The sequence below is a fragment of the Brevibacillus sp. Leaf182 genome, from assembly GCF_001423865.2.
Classification (GTDB): Bacteria; Bacillota; Bacilli; order Brevibacillales; family Brevibacillaceae; genus Brevibacillus; species Brevibacillus brevis_C.
On the sequence record NZ_LMPN02000030.1, the window covers coordinates 52,373 to 69,715 of the forward strand.

17 protein-coding genes are annotated in these 17,343 nt (G+C 48.2%); 13 read left to right on the plus strand and 4 right to left on the minus strand.

Annotated elements, in window-relative coordinates; genetic code table 11:
* The first annotated feature begins 91 nt into the window (after positions 1–91).
* Positions 92–352, plus strand: coding sequence for a DUF2573 family protein (locus tag ASG16_RS20880; protein ID WP_056485616.1), 261 nt, complete (start codon positions 92–94; stop codon positions 350–352).
* A 137-nt stretch (positions 353–489) separates the two neighbouring features.
* On the opposite strand, the gene ASG16_RS20885 is transcribed toward ASG16_RS20880, so the two are convergent.
* Genes ASG16_RS20885 through ASG16_RS20895 form a run of 3 tightly spaced genes read right to left on the minus strand, consistent with a single transcriptional unit; the run spans position 490 to position 4,151 of the window.
* A complete protein-coding gene (locus tag ASG16_RS20885; protein ID WP_056485619.1) occupies positions 490–1,884 on the minus strand; it encodes a hypothetical protein in 1,395 nt (464 codons plus the stop codon).
* Positions 1,865–2,434 carry an RNA polymerase sigma factor gene (locus ASG16_RS20890; RefSeq protein ID WP_007716978.1) on the minus strand — a complete coding sequence of 190 codons (570 nt, stop codon included), beginning with the start codon at positions 2,432–2,434 and terminating at the stop codon, positions 1,865–1,867. The genes ASG16_RS20885 and ASG16_RS20890 overlap by 20 nt, the downstream gene beginning before the upstream one ends.
* A 52-nt stretch (positions 2,435–2,486) precedes the next feature.
* Positions 2,487–4,151, minus strand: a complete 1,665-nt coding sequence (locus ASG16_RS20895) for a DNA repair helicase XPB (protein WP_056485622.1) — start codon at positions 4,149–4,151, stop codon at positions 2,487–2,489.
* Positions 4,152–4,292: 141 nt separating this feature from the next.
* Here ASG16_RS20895 and ASG16_RS20900 point away from each other — a divergent pair, with 141 nt between their 5' ends.
* The 5 genes from ASG16_RS20900 (at position 4,293) to ASG16_RS20920 (ending at position 9,650) form a co-directional block, all read left to right on the plus strand.
* Positions 4,293–5,612, plus strand: a complete 1,320-nt coding sequence (locus ASG16_RS20900; RefSeq protein ID WP_056485625.1) for a hemolysin family protein — start codon at positions 4,293–4,295, stop codon at positions 5,610–5,612.
* A 132-nt stretch (positions 5,613–5,744) separates the two neighbouring features.
* Positions 5,745–6,749, plus strand: a complete 1,005-nt coding sequence (locus tag ASG16_RS20905) for an ABC transporter substrate-binding protein (RefSeq protein ID WP_056485627.1) — start codon at positions 5,745–5,747, stop codon at positions 6,747–6,749.
* A gap of 91 nt (positions 6,750–6,840) precedes the next feature.
* Positions 6,841–7,896 carry an ABC transporter substrate-binding protein gene (locus ASG16_RS20910; protein WP_056485630.1) on the plus strand — a complete coding sequence of 352 codons (1,056 nt, stop codon included), beginning with the start codon at positions 6,841–6,843 and terminating at the stop codon, positions 7,894–7,896.
* A gap of 28 nt (positions 7,897–7,924) precedes the next feature.
* On the plus strand, positions 7,925–8,860 hold the full coding sequence (locus ASG16_RS20915) for an ABC transporter permease (protein ID WP_056485633.1): 936 nt from the start codon (positions 7,925–7,927) through the stop codon (positions 8,858–8,860).
* Positions 8,853–9,650 carry an ABC transporter ATP-binding protein gene (locus ASG16_RS20920; protein ID WP_056485636.1) on the plus strand — a complete coding sequence of 266 codons (798 nt, stop codon included), beginning with the start codon at positions 8,853–8,855 and terminating at the stop codon, positions 9,648–9,650. The genes ASG16_RS20915 and ASG16_RS20920 overlap by 8 nt, the downstream gene beginning before the upstream one ends.
* Before the next feature lie 10 nt (positions 9,651–9,660).
* Here the strand turns inward: ASG16_RS20920 and ASG16_RS20925 are convergent, their stop codons facing one another.
* A complete protein-coding gene (locus tag ASG16_RS20925) occupies positions 9,661–10,884 on the minus strand; it encodes an MDR family MFS transporter (RefSeq protein WP_056485638.1) in 1,224 nt (407 codons plus the stop codon).
* A 132-nt stretch (positions 10,885–11,016) separates the two neighbouring features.
* Here ASG16_RS20925 and ASG16_RS20930 point away from each other — a divergent pair, with 132 nt between their 5' ends.
* The 7 genes from ASG16_RS20930 to ASG16_RS20960 all read left to right on the plus strand — a co-directional run bounded on the left by ASG16_RS20930 (position 11,017) and on the right by ASG16_RS20960 (position 17,334).
* A complete protein-coding gene (locus ASG16_RS20930) occupies positions 11,017–12,819 on the plus strand; it encodes an SgrR family transcriptional regulator (protein ID WP_056486652.1) in 1,803 nt (600 codons plus the stop codon).
* A 98-nt stretch (positions 12,820–12,917) separates the two neighbouring features.
* Positions 12,918–13,349, plus strand: a complete 432-nt coding sequence (locus tag ASG16_RS20935) for a tellurite resistance TerB family protein (RefSeq protein ID WP_048033900.1) — start codon at positions 12,918–12,920, stop codon at positions 13,347–13,349.
* Between the two features lie 108 nt (positions 13,350–13,457).
* Positions 13,458–14,279 (plus strand): 5'/3'-nucleotidase SurE, encoded by an 822-nt coding sequence (surE, locus tag ASG16_RS20940; protein ID WP_198674252.1) that lies wholly within the window; start codon positions 13,458–13,460, stop codon positions 14,277–14,279.
* Between the two features lie 3 nt (positions 14,280–14,282).
* Positions 14,283–15,323, plus strand: coding sequence for a hypothetical protein (locus tag ASG16_RS20945; RefSeq protein ID WP_056485641.1), 1,041 nt, complete (start codon positions 14,283–14,285; stop codon positions 15,321–15,323).
* A gap of 149 nt (positions 15,324–15,472) precedes the next feature.
* Positions 15,473–15,955 carry a hypothetical protein gene (locus tag ASG16_RS20950; RefSeq protein ID WP_056485644.1) on the plus strand — a complete coding sequence of 161 codons (483 nt, stop codon included), beginning with the start codon at positions 15,473–15,475 and terminating at the stop codon, positions 15,953–15,955.
* 64 nt (positions 15,956–16,019) lie between these two features.
* The gene (gene thpR / locus ASG16_RS20955) at positions 16,020–16,616 is read left to right on the plus strand and encodes an RNA 2',3'-cyclic phosphodiesterase (RefSeq protein ID WP_056485647.1); all 597 of its coding nucleotides are present in this window, start codon (positions 16,020–16,022) and stop codon (positions 16,614–16,616) included.
* A 49-nt stretch (positions 16,617–16,665) separates the two neighbouring features.
* On the plus strand, positions 16,666–17,334 hold the full coding sequence (locus ASG16_RS20960) for a hypothetical protein (RefSeq protein WP_056485650.1): 669 nt from the start codon (positions 16,666–16,668) through the stop codon (positions 17,332–17,334).
* Positions 17,335–17,343: the final 9 nt, after the last annotated feature.

A 17,343-nucleotide genomic window follows, 5' to 3' on the forward strand; every position in this document is an offset into this window, starting at 1 on the left:
CCTGAAAAATCTTCCTTTTCCACGTGGTGATTTTTTCGTAAAATAAACCAAGGATACAAATAGAAAAGTTCCCGAAAGTGAGGTAACTGACATGGACGACAAAAAAGAAGCGTTGGTCCCTGAACTGGAGGATCTAGTTCATAAATTTACAGAGCTGTTGACAGGAGAAGCGACTCCTGAGCGCGTAGAAATGGTAAAAGTATGGTGCTTGTACACGACGATGGCAAAAGCGATGCCGCCGCTGATTCAGCATTGGGGAAGCGAGCCAGAGCATCTGGAAGCACGGAATCAAATTCGGGAAATCATCGAGCAGATCAAGCAATGGAATCAGGAAAAAAATCAGCAGCATTAAAATAGGAAAAACGCTGAATCCCTATGCTATCAGAAGCGATCTGACCATGCCACAGAAAGCACCTCATGATTATCTTCCCAGTAAAAAGACACGATCCTGAATTTCAGGCCGTGTCTTTTCTAATGATAGGGATCTTTTTACGGATTCCACGTAATATGTTTGGCAGCATCCATTAATTCATTTAAAGTGACTCCATGTGCCGTCATGACTATATACAACGACTGGTTGTCGGATTGAGCGTTAAAATGAGCCGCGTGCTGTGCTGTTGATGCTTTTGAATCGGTTTGATCAAAAGAAACGGCGATGGCTTGTTCTCCGTTGACCGCGAACAACTGAGTAGCGGAGAAAGTACCTGGGATAGAGAGACTGCGCTTGCCTTCTGTATTTCGCACAACATCCACGCGAATCCAGTCGTTGTTCCGCTTGTAATCTGCTGTTAAGCGAGTCACCTTCTGACTGGTTTCGGATTCATATTGGACCGATACCGTACTCATCGAGAACCCATTCGGTGCTTGCGAGAGGGCAGGCACGGGCATATCTGATGCTTGTACAGCGGTGTTTAAATCCGAGAAGGAAGAGAGCGTAATGGGCTGCTTCGCTGCCGACGGCAACGTTGGACCTACTAATGCATTCTCCGTCGTACCGCCATCAGCAGTGTCTGGTTCCAGTTCGGAAGCGATCCCAAAGGTCGTAGGATTCTCAGCAGCAGTGCTATTGGCTTCCTTAGCGGCTATATGGTCACCACTTTTTACTGACTCGGCAGGAACTTCCGATTTCGCTTTTGCTGCTTGATCAGTAGTGTTTCCTTGCAGTCCACGTGATGCCACGCTGTTTTGCCCGTCTTTATTGATCGTACGTGGCTCTGGTGTTGCTACTTTTTCCTCTGGTTTCACCATCGCAATCGCATTGTTCGATTGGGGAGGTGATGCAGGAGGTGTCTCTTTTGTAGGTGCAGTCGGAGCGACCTGCGATTGTGTAGCAGCGGACTCTGGATTGCTTTCTGCTTTTTTCATCGTCGCACTATCAGCGGCTGCTGGTAGGGAAGCGATAGCAGGTGCTGGAGCTTGCGGTTCCGATTTTGATCCCGCTTCGTCGTAGGCAATAGTGTTCCTGGTGTCTTTCGTTCCGTTTTCTTGTACAGCAGCCATTTGAATACTATTCGGTTCCAATTGTTGGTATCCGACGAAACCAACTGCGAGCAAGACAGCCGCTGCGCTAACCCAGGCGTATGAAGGGAAGCCTTTGGTCCAACGCTTGTTTGGCTTTGAAATTACTGTGCTCGTTTGTTGCTCTGAAGATACAGAAGCGGCGTGAGGGGGTACACCTTTTCCTGCGGTCTGGTAGATTGCTTGCATGATTCTGTCTTCCAGGTTCGCTTGAGGTAGTGGAACCTCCTTCAAGAACTGCACCTCCTCTTCTGTTGTCATTTGCGTTTCTATCCAAGCGATGCATTCGTCACAGGTTTCAATATGTGAGTGTGAATCGCTATCTGTGTCATCTAGCCATGCTTTTCTAAATGCCTGGCAGTTCATGTACGAGCCCCCCTTCCTTGCGGGATAACAATTTTGCGAGTTCCTGACGAGCACGCAAGTAACGGACGCGAGCTGTAGATTCGGCGATGCCGAGGAGTGTAGCTATTTTTTCAAACGGATATTCGTGCGTACAGCGAAGGACAATCACTTCTCGATAAGAATCCGACAGTAAGGCAAAGGCCTCCTGAATTTCTCGGCGTTGCTCTTTTGTCATGAGCGATTCCTGAGGGGATTCGTCCCGTGTATTGGACGGCACATAGGCCAGTTGTTCATCCGAGTCATGATACTTTCGGCGACGCAAGAAGTCGATGCTCTTATTTCGTGCAAGCGTATGTAACCAAGAAGAAAACTGGCTGTCCCCGCGGAATGTGGACAATTTTTCATACGCTTTAACAAATACTTCCTGAGTGAGATCCTCTGCATCAGAGCGATTGTTTACCATTTTGTAAATGAAAACGTAGATCATATGCTGATATCGCTGGATGAGGTCGCGATACGCTTCGATGTCGCCTTGAAGAATCCGCTGAATGATTTCGGCGTCGGATTGCATTGAATCTTTGGCCTCCCTTCCCTCTATGAGACGCTGGTTACTCGTAAACGTTTCAAACCAGCGTTTCGATTTCTATAATATCGTATGGATAGCCTTGTTCGACCAGAAAAAGCTGGCGATGGAGCGAAAACTCCTGCTCTCTCGTGTCTCGTGTTACTAATGTATAAAAATGGGCGGTGTTGTCGTCTGTTTTTGGCCGTAAGATACGTCCAAGGCGCTGTGCCTCTTCTTGCCTGGAACCATACGTCCCGGAAATTTGGATCGCGACGTTGGCATCCGGCAAATCAACTGCAAAGTTGGCTACCTTGGATACGATCAGGCGTGTGATTTCCCCTTTTTTAAACTGCGTGTATAAAAGCTCACGTTCTTTGTCCGGTACTTTTCCTGTAATGAGTGGCAGTTGGAGGGCTGTTGCCATCTGCTCTAGCTGATCGATATATTGCCCGATGATCAAAACACGATCGTGGGCGTGCCTCTCCAATAGCTCGCGGACGACCTCCAGTTTTTTTGGATTTTCCGCCGCAATGCGAAACTTTTGACGAGCGGTTGCATGTGCATAAGCCTCCCGCCACTTCGGCTCAAAGGGGAGTCGAATTTCTCGGCAATGCGCTTCTGCGATCCAGCCTTGCTCTTCCATGACTTTCCACGGAACCTCGAACTTTTTTGGACCAATTAGCGTGAATACATCTTCCTCCCGTCCGTCTTCCCGAACAAGAGTAGCAGTCAGCCCAAGTCTGCGAGTGGCTTGAATACCAGAAGTGACACGAAAGATGGGTGCGGGCAACAAATGCACCTCATCGTAAATAATAAGCCCCCAGTCGCGCTCTGAAAAGAGTTTCAGATGAGGAAAATCATCTTCGGCGGTGGGGCGGTATGTAAGAATTTGATAAGTCGCCACAGTTATCGGCTTGACTTCTTTGTTGTCACCAGTGTATTCGCCGACCATATTTGGATCAAGTCCCGTTTTGTCCAAGAGCTCTGCAATCCATTGACGAACCGATGTCGTATTCGTGGTCAAAATGAGTGTGGCTGTTTGCAATTGGCAAATGGCACCAAGTCCAATGACTGTTTTTCCAGCACCACAGGGCAGGACGAGTACGCCGCTTCCCCCGGTCACAGCTCCACCAGAATAGAAGGCATCGACAGCTTCTTTTTGATAAGAGCGCAAGGAGAATGCTCTGCCTCGGGAGGTCGTTTCCCGCAAGCTGACTGCACAGGATTCACCTTCTGTATAGCCTGCCAAATCTTGAACAGGAAACCCGAGCTTCATCAGCTCTTGTTTGATCAGACCACGCGCATAGCTTTTGATGACGAATTCATTCTCAAAAAGAGCAGCGATTGATTTATAGCTGGTCACCTCTGTTAAAAGAAGTGGGTCATCACTCATTAATACGAGTTGATCACCAATACGTTCCAAACGAAACAAGCCGTATTTTCGCATCGTATCTTCGATTTCTTTGACGATGGTAGGTGGGACACCGTACTTGCTGTAATTGCCAAGCACATCTGTAACCTCTTGGGATGTAAGACCAGATGCAGCCGCATTCCAAAGCGATAAAGGAGTGATTCGATAGGTATGGATGTATTCTGGGTTCTTGATTAGCTCGGTAAAACCGCTGATAGCTTGTCTGGCCTCGGGAAATAAAGGATGCTGTGTTTCCAACAATATCGTCCGATCGCTTTGAACGATCAAGGGCAGGTCTGGACGGTACGACAATAGACTCACCTCATTACAAAAGGCATAGGAATCAGCACTATGGTATCACAATCTCAAAAAGAAAGAAAAACGAACAGGTAACATTTTGGCGAGGATGGGAAACAATATCCCAAAGCATGGACGGAAAGGACGGCGAGGAGCATGGCAATTTGGGGAAGCTTGTTTAATTTGATCTTGGTCATGATCCTCGTACTCCTGAATGGGTTCTTTGTTGCGACTGAATTCGCGATCGTAAAAGTAAGGGAATCGCGCATTGCCCAGCTTGCAGCGGAAGGAAACAAGCGCGCTGTTGACGTCGAGAGGGTTCTGCACAATTTGGATGCCTATCTCTCCGCGTGCCAACTCGGGATTACGCTCGCTTCATTAGGGCTCGGTTGGCTGGGAGAGCCTGCCATCGCGCATCTTCTGCATCCAGTTTTTCGTTATTTCCATTTAAATGAAACGGTTGTTACCAGTATTTCCTTTATTATCGCTTTTTCGGTGATTACGTTTTTGCATATCGTGCTGGGGGAGCTGGCTCCCAAGACACTGGCTATTCAATACTCTGAAAAGGTGGTACTTGCGGTAGCCAAGCCAATCCAGCTCTTTTACAAAATCATGTATCCCTTTATTCAGATGCTGAACTGGTCCGCGAGCCGTTTTCTTGCGCTTTTTCATATATCCTTGGAGCCGCATCAGGAAGCACATACAGAAGAAGAGATTCGCATTCTTGTCAATGAAAGCCATAAAAGCGGCTTGATTGATCAAACCGAGCTGATGCTGGTTGACAATATTTTTGACTTCTCGGAGACGATGGCAAGAGAAATCATGGTTCCGCGTACGGATATGGTTGTCCTGAACCTGCGCGATCCTTTTGACGAGAACGTGAAGCATGTCCAAAACGGACGGTTTACCCGTTATCCAGTCGTGGATGGTGACAAGGATCATGTTGTGGGGAGTTTGCACATTAAGGATATGCTGACAGGGCTTCTGGAAGGAGAGAGCCATGACCTTCAGACCTTCATGCGTTCTATTTTGACTGTACCGGAGACAATCTCGATTAGCCGGTTGTTGACCATGCTGCAAAAACAACGAGGTCAAATGGCGATTATCATTGACGAGTATGGGGGCACTGCCGGACTGGTGACCCTGGAAGATATAATGGAAGAAATTGTTGGTGACATTCAGGACGAGTTTGACGATGAACGCCCAGAGGTGGAGCGCAGTGACGGGATGCTGTCACTGGACGGGCGTATGCTACTGGAAGAAGTGGGCGATTATCTGGACATTGAATTGGAGTCGAGCGATGTCGATACGCTAGCAGGCTGGATTTACATGCAAATCGATCATCCGCCGCGCGTGGGGGATCGAGTAAAAGAGGGGATGTACGAATTTGTCGTGGGAGAAGTCGACCATTACAGAATCACCAGGGTATATGCAAAGAAAATCGGCAAAGCAGAGGAAGAAATCAGTTCCCCGTAAGTGAGGAAAGGGGGGCTTCTCAATGCGTCATATAATTGCTATAATGGGACACAAGTTGCATAGATGGCAATGAGCCTAATTGCTTAGGGTGATTAGAGCAGCTGAGAGTAGAGACTAGAGGAGGAAGTACAGATGAGACGAGCAGTCAGTATGGTACTGACCGCATTGCTGGCGTTTTCTTTGGCAGCATGTGGCAACGAAACAGGTGGGAAAACAGAGACAGCAGCAACGACAGGCCAAGAGCAAACAGTGAAGCTGGGGCTGACACAATTCGTGGAGCACCCTGCGCTGGATGCTATTCATAAAGGAATTTTGGATGGTCTGAAGGATGCTGGCTACGAAGAGGGCAAGAACTTGGAGGTAGACTCCCAGAACGCCCATGGTGACATGAACAATACCGTCTCGATCGCACAGAAGTATGCCGGAGATAAAAAGGATATTGTCGTAGCGATTGCGACGCCATCCGCTCAGGCTGCAGCCAAGGCGATTGCTGACAAACCTGTTGTTTTCAGTTCCGTAACAGACCCGATCTCGGCTCAACTGGTTGGCAGTCTGGAGAAGCCAGACAAAAATGTCACCGGGACGTCCGATAAAGTATCGATGGAACAACAATTAAAGCTGGTGAAAACATTCCTACCCGAGCTGAAAAAGCTGGGCGTGATCTATACGACCTCCGAAATTAACTCAGAGGTACAGGTCAAAGAATTGGAAGACGCAGCGCAAAAAGAAGGCGTAGAAATCATCAAGGCAGGCATTTCGCAGTTATCCGAAGTGCAGCTTGCAGCTCAAAGTCTTGCTAGTAAAGCAGATGCCATTATTATCCCAATTGACAACACCGTCGTATCTTCCTTTGAAGCGGTACTGGGTGCAGCAGAGGAAAACAAAATTCCTGTATTTGCTTCTGATACCGATACAGTGAAACGTGGAGCGGTTGCTACTTATGGGATTGATTACTACCAAATCGGTAAACAAACAGGCGATATGGCTGCCCGTATCTTAAAAGGGCAAACCGTTGCTGATACTCCTGTAGAGATTTCGAAACAAGCTGATTTGTATATTAATGAAACAGCTGCTGCAAAGTTTGGGCTCACTATTTCTGAGGCACTCAAACAACAGGCGAAAGAAATCATCAAGTAAAAAGAGAGCGTCATGCTCTCTTTTTATTCTTTTAAAACCGTTTTATCCATGTTAAAATTGTAGAAAAAATTCACGAGGGGGAATTCACTAAATGTTCAAACAAAAGAAGAGTATTAAAATTTTTCAGAGTTTTTTATTTCCTTTATTGCTTTTGTCTGTTACCGCTTGTGGACAGCAAAGTACTACCCCTGCAAACAATTCTACACCAGCTCCTGCAACCACGACGGCACCTGCTCCGTCTACTGAAACCAAGCAACTGACAATTGGCATTGCCCAATTCGTTGAACACCCTGCTTTAGATGCAGCAAGAGAGGGCTTTATCAGCCAACTGGCTAAAAACGGCTACGAAAAAGACAAGCAAGTAAAAATCGATGTGCAATCCGCTCAAGCGAGCATGGATACAGCCATTCAGATTGCCCAAAAATTCGAGGCTGACAAAGTAGATTTGGTGTTGGCCATTGCGACTCCAACGGCACAGGCTGCTGCACAAACCAGTAAAGAGATTCCGATCCTGTTTACTGCGGTAACAGACCCGGTAGAAGCTGGTCTCGTAGCTGCGATGGACAAGCCGGGAGCGAACGTAACAGGCACATCGGATATGAACCCTGTCGAAGAGCAATTGAAGCTGATTAAAGAAATGAAAGCTGATGCGAAATCTGTTGGAATTATTTATAGTTCTGGTGAAGTCAACTCCAAAGTACAGGTAGATGCGGCAAAAGCTGTAGCTGGCAAGCTTGGTTTAGAAATCAAAGAAGCGGCAATTACGAGCGCGACAGAAGTGAAGCAAGCCGCTGAGTCCATGGTGGGCAAAGTAGATGCTTTCTACGTACCAACTGACAACATGGTTGTATCTTCGATTGCAGCTGTTATCGGTGTAGCGGAAGCACAAAAAATTCCGGTCATCGCAGGGGAAGAAAACTCTGTGAAGAGCGGAGCGATTGCCACTTACGGGATCGACTACACGAAGCTGGGCGAGCAAACTGCCGATATGGCAGCAAAAATCCTGAAGGGTGAAGCGAAGCCAGCTGATATGGCTGTAGAAGTGCAAGCAGACATGAAGCTCGTATTGAATAAGAAAGCAGCGGAAAAAATGGGTGTGACGATTCCGCAAGCCATGCTCGACCGTGCTGGACAAGTGATCGAGTAATAAATGCAGTAATTGGAGGATTTCTTCTATGAATCAACTGGCAGTAATGGGAGCCATTGAGCAAGGTTTACTATTTGGTATCTTGGCTCTCGGTGTATATCTGACCTTCCGAGTCCTGAACGTTCCTGACTTGACCGTAGATGGTAGTTTTGCCTTGGGAGGCGCAATCGCAGCCAAGTTCATTATCGATGGCACCAATCCGTTTTTGGCTACCCTGTTAGCTTTCATCGTAGGTGGTTTGGCAGGAGCTTTTACGGGCGTCTTGCATACCAAAGGAAAGATTAACGCACTTTTGGCGGGGATCTTGACGATGATCGCCTTGTACTCGATCAATTTGCGTGTCATGGGAAAAGCGAATTTGCCTCTTTTGCGGGAGGATACCTTGTTCACTTATGTGAAGGATATGGGCATTCCGAACCTGACCGTAGGTGGAGTTACCTTGCTGACAGGTGTAGCAATCGTCTTTATCGTAGGTGTTCTGGTGTTGAAGCTCATCATTGACTGGTTCCTTCATACGGATATGGGTCTGGATTTGCGTGCGACAGGTGACAATTCGAAGATGATCCGCAGCTTTGGGGTAAACACAGATTCGACTACGATCATCGGTTTGGCTCTCTCCAATGGCTTGGTAGCGTTAGCTGGTGCGTGGGTAGCCCAATACCAAGGCTTTGCGGATGTAGGAATGGGGATCGGGATGATCGTCATCGGTCTCGCTTCCGTTATTGTCGGGGAAGTTTTGTTTGGCAGCTCTTCGATTTTCCGAGTGACGCTTGCTGTCATTCTCGGCTCGATTGTGTACCGCTTGGTCATTGCACTGGCGCTGGATGCAGGACTCAATCCTTCTGACATGAAGCTGATTACTGCCCTGATTGTTATCTTTGCCCTGACTGTTCCAACTGTGGCAAAAGGCATTTGGAAAAAGCAAGCGGGACGCACGGCAAGGGGAGGAAGCAGCGATGCTTAAAATTACAAACGTCAACAAAGTATTCAACGCAGGAACTGTGAATGAAAAGATCGCGCTTCGAAACGTCAATCTGCACGTAAAGAAAGGAGAGTTCATCACCGTTATCGGTAGTAATGGTGCGGGTAAATCGACGATGATGAACATGATCTCCGGTGGACTGACGCCAGATAACGGTAGCATTACAATTGACGGCAAAGATGTCACGCGCTTGGCGGAGCACCAACGCGCAGGTCTGATCGGCCGTGTGTTTCAGGACCCCATGGCAGGTACAGCGCCGAACATGACGATTGAGGAAAATCTGGCAATCGCTTTGGGGCGGGGGAAACGCCGTACACTTGGATTTGGGGTGAATAACCAGAAGAGAGAGTTGTTTCGCGAGCAGCTCAAGCAGTTGGATCAAGGGCTGGAGAACCGTTTGAAGACCAAAGTTGGTTTTCTCTCAGGAGGTCAGCGGCAAGCGCTAAGTCTGTTGATGGCTACCTTCACAGAGCCGAAGATTTTGCTCCTCGATGAGCACACAGCAGCGCTTGACCCGAAACGGGCGCAGTTGATTGTAGATTTAACGGAAAAAATCGTGGAGCGCTATAAACTGACAACGATCATGGTCACGCATAATATGGAACAAGCGTTGAATATGGGGAATCGTCTGTTGATGCTACACGATGGGGGAATCATCCTCGACATTCCGGATGAGAAAAAACGGACGATGAAACCGCAGGATCTGCTTCGAGCATTCGAAACAGCCCGCGGTGGAGAAAGCTTCAGTGAAGATCGCTTCTTGTTAACCTAATTGGGTCGAATCAGCCTTCCTGTTCAAGCGGGGAGGCTTTTTCGTTGTTGGAAAGATACACGTATATGAATCCGGCACCGATTAAGAGAATGCCTGCGACAATGGTGAAAAGCAGCGTGCCGCCATAGTGCAGCAAGACAAGGCTGCCCAAGTACGGTCCGCACATGCGGGAAATATCCCAGTGTGTTCCTGTGATCGCGAAGTACCGCCCGCGCATTGTGACAGGTGATATCCGTGTGACGAAGGCCATCAATTGCGTCAGACCAATACTCTCTCCGATGACGAGTAACACTTGCAAAGCGAGAAGGACAGGTACATTGTCAATAAAGGCGTAGCCCAAGGATACGATGAGAAAACAAATGTACGAGCCGCTAATCAACAGGCGGGCTGACAGGTGCTGGGTCCATTTGACGAGCAAATACTCGAACAGAAGCAACATGACCCCTTTTACCGCAATGAGCAAGGCGAGTGTTTGCAAATAGTCTGGCAGCGTGTATTTCAGATGAAGCTGGAGATTCGTTTCGGTTTGCGCGTAAAACAGACTGATCGGCAAAGACAGCATCATAATGGCAAGGGCTGGTCGATAAACATGCCAGGAGCCGCGTGAACGTACGTCTGCTGCTTCTTCGACGGGAGCTTCTGGCAGTGGTGTTTGCGGTATTTTCCACCAGACGGCAAAAGCATAGATCAATAGCGAGATCGCAGTAAATAAAAATGCCATAGCAGGATCGTACTTATAAATGATGACACCGACTAAAGGTCCCAATGCGGCCCCGATACTGCTGGAAGTATTGAGAAGGGCAAAAGCACCAGCCATTTGTGTGGAGGAAATCGTATCAGCGAGATGTGCACGGCTGACAGGGATAAACAAGGAGCGACCAGCACCGTTGATGATATACAGGATGGCAAAGCCCAGTATAGAGTCTGCCCAAGCCATTCCCAGCATGGCGAAGCCTTGCAGAAACAAGGCGAGTAGCATGATCGTTTTACGGCGATAACGGTCCGTGATGCCACCAGCAAATAGCGTCAGCAAAATCTCGGAGAAGGGCTGCAAACCAATGACGAGCATGGTCATAGTGACAGAGCCGCCGATGTTCTCGCTCAAGTACAAGACGAGAAACGGGGCGATCATGGCGCTGGATAAAGAGGTAAGCGTTTCGCCGAACAAACGGACCCAGAGGAGTGTCGGATACGCAGCAAAGACTCGACGGAGTGCTTGAGGAAAGTGTGACATAAAAAAGTCCTTTCTCCGGCTTTTCCGGTTAGTTGGTGTTTTTAGAATTGTAAGGTGGCAAAGACCGGAGAAAAAGCGTACGATTAGGCGTATAGCTTTTTCATGTTTTATGAGGAAATTGGTGGTGGCAAGATGCAACTGGTTGAACAATACATGCGCTTATGTGCGGGTCGACCTACTGAAGCGATAGGGCATCCGCTTGACATATCGTTAGCTGAAGTTGCTTCCCTTTTGTTTTGTACATTGCGGAATGCGACCTTGACCTTGAAAAAAATGCAAAGCCAGGGATGGATAGTCTGGCAGCCGGGGAGAGGGCGAGGTAATCGATCTGTATTGACGTGCTTGCTTGTGCCCGAGGACCTGATTATGAGCGTAGCCAAGGAACTCGTGCAAAAAGGGGAGATTCGTGCTGCACGAGATATGATCGAGGAATATGGGAGAAATTTGCCTGTTTTGGGTGAAAAATTTTCACGATGGATGAATAGTCAGTTTGGACATCGTGTGAAGCGGGAAAAGGGAAGTAAGGGCAGAGTCGATACCTTGCGTTTGTTTTACAGTCGACCATTTGCAGGGCTTGATCCGATTCATATTCTCCTGCGCTCCGAGTCACATATGGTCAAGCAGCTATTTGATTCTCTGGTCCGGTTTGATCCGGTCATGAGACGGATTGAACCCGCTATCGCTTTTTATTGGGAGGCGAGTGAAGAAGGAAAGCAGTGGACTTTTTACTTGCGGAAAGGTGTTTTATTCCATCATGGACGTCCACTTGTTGCAGATGATGTGCGCTTTTCCTTGCTTCGTTTGATGGAGCATTCCTATAAACATCGCTGGCTAGCTGCTTCGATTGAATCGATTACCGTAAAAGATGACTACGTATTGACGATCTCTTTGCATAGGCCGGATGAATTGTTTTTACAGGCACTGAGCAAGGAATATATGTCAATTGTCCCCTGCGATTACGTTCTGGAGATGGGGGAGCAATTTGCAAAAATGCCAGTAGGAACGGGGCCGTTTCGAGTAGTCCGCAACGACGATTCCATGATCGTGCTAGAAGCGTTCACGCCTTATTTTGGTGGAAGGCCATTCTTGGACCGAATCGAAATCTGGTGCGTTCCTGGAATGGCAGCAGAAGCACAGGCAGATGAGGGCTTTTTATCCGTAACGGCGTTGGATGATCATCGTGATACGAGCTTTCTGGCATGGAGTGACGTTGGCAGATTAGAAGAATGTTTTCAATACGTCAGTTTGAATGGAGCAAAAAATGGCCCGCTGTCACATAGCGAGTTTCGAAGTCTCCTGGTTGCTATCCTTTGTGGACAAGCCTTGAGACAAGAGCTACAGGGAACGAGGGAGCATGCAGTCATCTGGGGTAATACGGATTCGTTCCAAGGAAAAAGAGAGGTGCCGGATACACAGGAGCTGGTTCGTATATTCAAAGAGAGCGGGTATCTGGGAGAGGCTCTTTCGCTCTATACGTATCCAGATTCCGATCATATAGAAGATGCCCAGTGGATTCAGAAAACGTGCAAGGAATACGGAATTGCCATAGAGATCAGGTACGCATCCCCGGAGGAGCTTGCCTTGCCTTCGTTATTACGAGAGGCGGATTTGGTTGTGGATAGTGCGAATGTAGATGAAAGGGCAGAGCTGTCTTTACGAGAATTTCTATACGCGGGTGCGTTGAGTATTTCTCATCATTTAGATCCGCATGGAAAGAAAGAGATCGCGCATTGGATGAACCGCATGTCGTGCGTCCAAACGGCACAAGACCGACAAGCTTGCGTGGACAGCATCATGCAAACTCTCGCGGCTTGCAGTACGTTTGTCCCGCTGTATTCGAATCGGGTAGAAATGCTTGCACATCCGCGTTTATCTGGTGTAAGTCTGGATGCCTATGGCTGGATTGATTTCAGACGCATTTTTGTGAGGGAATAGCATAAATTTGTCACATAATTATGTGAAACCGCTTTCGTTTTTCATCGTATTATCATATGTAGTTATATTATGCTCATAAAGTTTTTTGAGGAGGAACCATGCCGGTGTATACCAAAATCGAAAAGGACAAACACATTTTGTTTGCGTCCATTCGCTTGATGATCTGCGTCGGACACGCCGACGGTTATATAGGAAATAAAGAAATGGATCGTATTCATGAAATCGTGAATTCCGAGCATTTTACATTGAAAGAACGACAAATTTTAATGGATGATATGGACTATCCGAAGCGTCCGGAGGTCATCGTAGAAGACCTGGTAGCTATGACGCAGGCTGAAAAGCTCGTTATGATGCGCAAGCTCTACCACATGGCATTGATCGATCGGAAGCTATCACCGTCGGAGACAAAAGAGATTGCCCGTATCGCATGCCTGATCGGAATCTCGGAGGAAAAGCAGCGTCAAGTAGAAGAGTGGATTCGCGAAGGGATTGTCTGGCGCGAACGCTGGAAAGATATTGTAGGCGAATAGCCGGGGCCCCAATATGATTGGGGTCCTTTTGTTTTAGGTGGAAGCGTGGCGCAGCCTCGTTTTCTACAGTACAATAAGAAAAATAACGTCTCAGCGAGTGGCAACGCTATGGATGAAGGAGGAGACCCTATTTTGCGGATTTTGGTTACGAATGATGATGGGATCGATGCTCTTGGTATCAAGCGATTGGTAGAAGCTTTGCTCACTTTGGAGGGAGCGGAAGTCTATATAGTGGCGCCGGTTGAAGAGAAAAGCGGGGTCGGGCACGGAATCACTTATCGCAGTGCACTCGCGCCTGAACAGCGTGATTTTTACGGAATGCCTGTGAAAGCGTGGGCGGTCAATGGCAACCCTGCAGACTGTGTAAAAGCTGCTTACCATCTCCTGTTTGAACATGGGAAAAAGCCGGATATCGTATTCTCGGGGATTAACGTCGGGACGAATCTCGGACGTGATATTTATTACTCCGGTACGTGCAGCGGTGCCAGGGAGGCGGTAATTTTGGGTGTTCCTGGAGTTGCCCTTTCCTATGATAACTGGTTCGATCAAGACAACTACGGCGATGTTGTGGAGATGATTCGTCCGATCGTAAAAGAATTCAGCGATCGTGCGGTCAAAGGAGAACTGGCGTCAGAGGTATTCTGGAATATTAATATCCCGCATGTACCGCTGGCTGAGGTGAAAGGAATGGTTCCGGCTACCTTGTCCATGAACCACTATGAAGACAAATATAGCGAAGAAGCAGAGGGCTATTATTTGGCACGTGAGTATCCTCAAGTCATGCCACTAGCGGAGCCGCTGGACTATGATTTGCTCAAGCATGGCTATATTGCGATTACCCCTGTCCACATTGACGCGACAGATCGAACTCTCTTAAAACAAATGGACAATTGGGCATTGCTAAAAGCTTGGGGAAAACAGGAGGAATAACGGATGAACGACGACTTTTTTCCTCCGCTAACTCCTGATGACACCCTGTGTTCTCCTGACGATTTAACGCAGGGAGAAGTACTCGATCCCGTAGTTTATCACGATTTGTACAAGCTGGCAGAAGAAGAGGGGCTTCCTTACTTTGTCCGTCTTAGCGGCACAGGTGAGGTGGAGCTGTACTTGGTATTCGAATCGGTGGATGCTTTCAGCGAGCAGACGAGAGATGCCGTTTCGCTCGAGTTCAAGACGTATCAAAATAAGCTGCTCGCTGTCATTTGGACACTGTCGGACCCGCTGAATCCACTTGGTTTTCCCTTGACGTTCGACATAGCGCGTGCTGAAGAGCGAAGCATGGCCTTGAGATTGATTGAGCAGCCTTATACTTCTTTGCACTACTTGGCTTATACGGATCGCGAGCTTACCCATATCTATTCCGAGTCGATTTCTTTTTCCCCAGGGGAAGTGGCTCGTACACGTGAGATGATTCAAGCGCTATATGAGGGAACACCCGATACACTTCCTGAAGAGGTGCAGGTGCGTGAGGAAGAGACCGAAAGCATCCCAGCGATGAGCTTGCCTGCATCTGTTTTTACAGAATCGGGGATGGCCTTCGTGTTGCGTTACAAGCAGATGAGAGATGTCCATGGTGAAGAAGGAGCGCAGCACTTATTGATGAGTACTGTGCAGCAAGCAGTATGGGTCATGCGCAGGCACGCCCGCAGCGAGGTCCGGGATACGTCCTTTACCGTATGGGCTGCGGAAGCGGGCGATTACGCGATGATCGTGTTGACGCCAAGTCTCTCGCATTTGTTCGAGGTTGTTCATATGTCAGAGGATGAAGCGAATCCTTTCTCGCGTTTTTTGATGACCTTGCCGGAGTATGTGCAGACGCAGGACGCATCACCTTTGCAGGTAGGGGCCTATCCACTATTGCGCTATGAGAGCGGTCGCCTCTATCATTTAGAGCTGGATGAAGATGTACAGAAGCATCTAGCGCAGGTGTTTGCGAAAGCGTTTCCAGGAATGTCTGTCCCTTACCTGTAATTGTTGAGAGATTGTGAAAAAAGATTCTCCCGGGAATTTTTTGGTCTTCGATGAAATATGGGTAAATAAGTCATTTTTCAACAAAGGATATGACAAGAGGGAATTCGAATTAGGTAAGACAGACAATCCATTGGGGAGAGGTGACGACGATGTACGCTGTTGAACCCAATTTGTTTCAAGCTGTTTCTGAATGCGCCCACCGTTTTCAAGGGGAGATTGAGCAACTGGCACAACGTCACGCACTTACGATCGAAGGAGGGCTTCCGGCCCTGGAGCTGCAGGTACATCCTCAGTTTCAGGCTTTGCTCGAGTACAATCTGTGGGGGGACGCCGGTTTAGTAGTAATCCATGGGAAATTACATAAGCGCGATCACGTTTGGACAGATTCGTTTTCAGTCATGATGAAGTTTTCCTTGACGCATGATCCGAGTATCGATATCGAAGGAAAGAAGCAGCGCATTGAAGAGTATTTATACGGGGAAGCAGAGTACTTCTGGAATATCCCTCCCGCTGGTCATGTCGGTCATAGCGAGCTGACCTTGCGCTTTACCTACCAGCCTGGATCGAACCGTCTTGCGGAATACGTCAGGAGTGTTTTGGGAATCGTAACCGGAAAGATGATGGCTGCCTAACGCGGCATGCAAGATAAATGGCTCTCCGTCACAGGAGGGCTATTTTTTTCGAAGGAGGACAGAAATGCGCTTATTCATAGCATTGGATATTCCAGTTGAGGCTGCCACTTATATTGCCGATGTTCAAAAACGGTTGAAGCAAGATGTGAAGGCGGACAGGTGGCAGTCTCTCGCTAATTTGCATTTGACTCTGCATTTTCTTGGAGAGGTGGATGACTCACTCGTACCCGCTATCTGTGAGGATATGGATATCGTCGGCGCGATCATCCAGCCTTTTACCCTGCGTGTTGGCAACTTCGGGGTTTTTCCGAATGCCCTGCATCCACGTGTGCTCTGGCTGGGGTTGCGTGGCCAACTTTCTCCTCTCAACCAGCTCCATTTATTGTTGGGCAGACGGTTCGAATTGCACGAAGGCTTGTCCTACGATCGGAAACGGTATCGGCCGCATATTACGCTGGCGCGCGGTCCGCATCACAACGGAGATGAGTTGGCCCTCCTGGATTGGAATGAACGTTATTTAGCGCAGGAGCCGCCACAATGGAAGGCACGGCATTTCCATTTGTATCGTTCCGAGCTGTTACCCGAGGGAGCGGTACATACGATGATCCACACGAGCACGTTTGATAAAGATCACAGCAAAAAACAAGCGTTGCCTGAATAGACTAAGAAGAAAGGATCAGGGAAGCCTTCCAGAAAGCGGTGGAAAACGGATGGGTGAGTTCACGACCGGCATTCTTTATCCACGCAAATACGAACCGAAAGTACTGATTGCCTTATCCAAGACAGAGCAGCCACACTTCCACAGAAACGTCAACAGCGACTGGAATGCATTTTTCCTGCAGGATGAGTGGCTGGAAACCTGTACGACGCTTGATTTTTTGCTGAGACTGTCCAAGCAATTCGTACCTCTCCTCTGGTTTCATGACGCTGAGGACAACGGCTGGGGCTTTCGCTTGTTCGATGCAGGCTTCGAGGTTGCGTCAGCGACTATCAGCTACTCGCTCGATGTAGAAATGGCGGAAGCCGAGTTTGGTAGGCTTTATCCAGAGATTGACCTGCAGGAAGGAATCGTAGACAGCGAGGACGTTCGGCAAAAGTATGAAGACATACTGGAGAGGGTAGTGCGTTCGGAGTTGTATCGGCGCGAGGTAGGTAAAGGGATCACACGTATCAAGCCGCAGTCATTTAGTCGGATCGTTGGTCCGAAGCAGATTCAGCAGTTGCGTTCCCTTTTTGATTTGCAGTTGTTGACGAACGTCGATGACGACACAGGAGCTTCATTGTTGTACGACTCGGTTGACCTGTTCAAAGAAATTTTAGGAATCGAAGAGATGGTATGGGTGAACTATGCGTATTTAGCAAGCGGAGGAAGAGAGTAGCCCAGTGCA

What these genes read in the sequence shown, in the direction of transcription:
- ASG16_RS20880 (WP_056485616.1), top strand. Translation starts at nt 92, where the DNA reads ATGGACGACAAAAAAGAAGCGTTGGTCCCTGAACTGGAGGATCTAGTT.
- ASG16_RS20885 (WP_056485619.1), bottom strand. Translation starts at nt 1,884, where the DNA reads ATGAACTGCCAGGCATTTAGAAAAGCATGGCTAGATGACACAGATAGC.
- ASG16_RS20890 (WP_007716978.1), bottom strand. Translation starts at nt 2,434, where the DNA reads ATGCAATCCGACGCCGAAATCATTCAGCGGATTCTTCAAGGCGACATC.
- ASG16_RS20900 (WP_056485625.1), top strand. Translation starts at nt 4,293, where the DNA reads ATGGCAATTTGGGGAAGCTTGTTTAATTTGATCTTGGTCATGATCCTC.
- ASG16_RS20905 (WP_056485627.1), top strand. Translation starts at nt 5,745, where the DNA reads ATGAGACGAGCAGTCAGTATGGTACTGACCGCATTGCTGGCGTTTTCT.
- ASG16_RS20910 (WP_056485630.1), top strand. Translation starts at nt 6,841, where the DNA reads ATGTTCAAACAAAAGAAGAGTATTAAAATTTTTCAGAGTTTTTTATTT.
- ASG16_RS20915 (WP_056485633.1), top strand. Translation starts at nt 7,925, where the DNA reads ATGAATCAACTGGCAGTAATGGGAGCCATTGAGCAAGGTTTACTATTT.
- ASG16_RS20920 (WP_056485636.1), top strand. Translation starts at nt 8,853, where the DNA reads ATGCTTAAAATTACAAACGTCAACAAAGTATTCAACGCAGGAACTGTG.
- ASG16_RS20925 (WP_056485638.1), bottom strand. Translation starts at nt 10,884, where the DNA reads ATGTCACACTTTCCTCAAGCACTCCGTCGAGTCTTTGCTGCGTATCCG.
- ASG16_RS20930 (WP_056486652.1), top strand. Translation starts at nt 11,017, where the DNA reads ATGCAACTGGTTGAACAATACATGCGCTTATGTGCGGGTCGACCTACT.
- ASG16_RS20935 (WP_048033900.1), top strand. Translation starts at nt 12,918, where the DNA reads ATGCCGGTGTATACCAAAATCGAAAAGGACAAACACATTTTGTTTGCG.
- surE (WP_198674252.1), top strand. Translation starts at nt 13,458, where the DNA reads ATGGATGAAGGAGGAGACCCTATTTTGCGGATTTTGGTTACGAATGAT.
- ASG16_RS20945 (WP_056485641.1), top strand. Translation starts at nt 14,283, where the DNA reads ATGAACGACGACTTTTTTCCTCCGCTAACTCCTGATGACACCCTGTGT.
- ASG16_RS20950 (WP_056485644.1), top strand. Translation starts at nt 15,473, where the DNA reads ATGTACGCTGTTGAACCCAATTTGTTTCAAGCTGTTTCTGAATGCGCC.
- thpR (WP_056485647.1), top strand. Translation starts at nt 16,020, where the DNA reads ATGCGCTTATTCATAGCATTGGATATTCCAGTTGAGGCTGCCACTTAT.
- ASG16_RS20960 (WP_056485650.1), top strand. Translation starts at nt 16,666, where the DNA reads ATGGGTGAGTTCACGACCGGCATTCTTTATCCACGCAAATACGAACCG.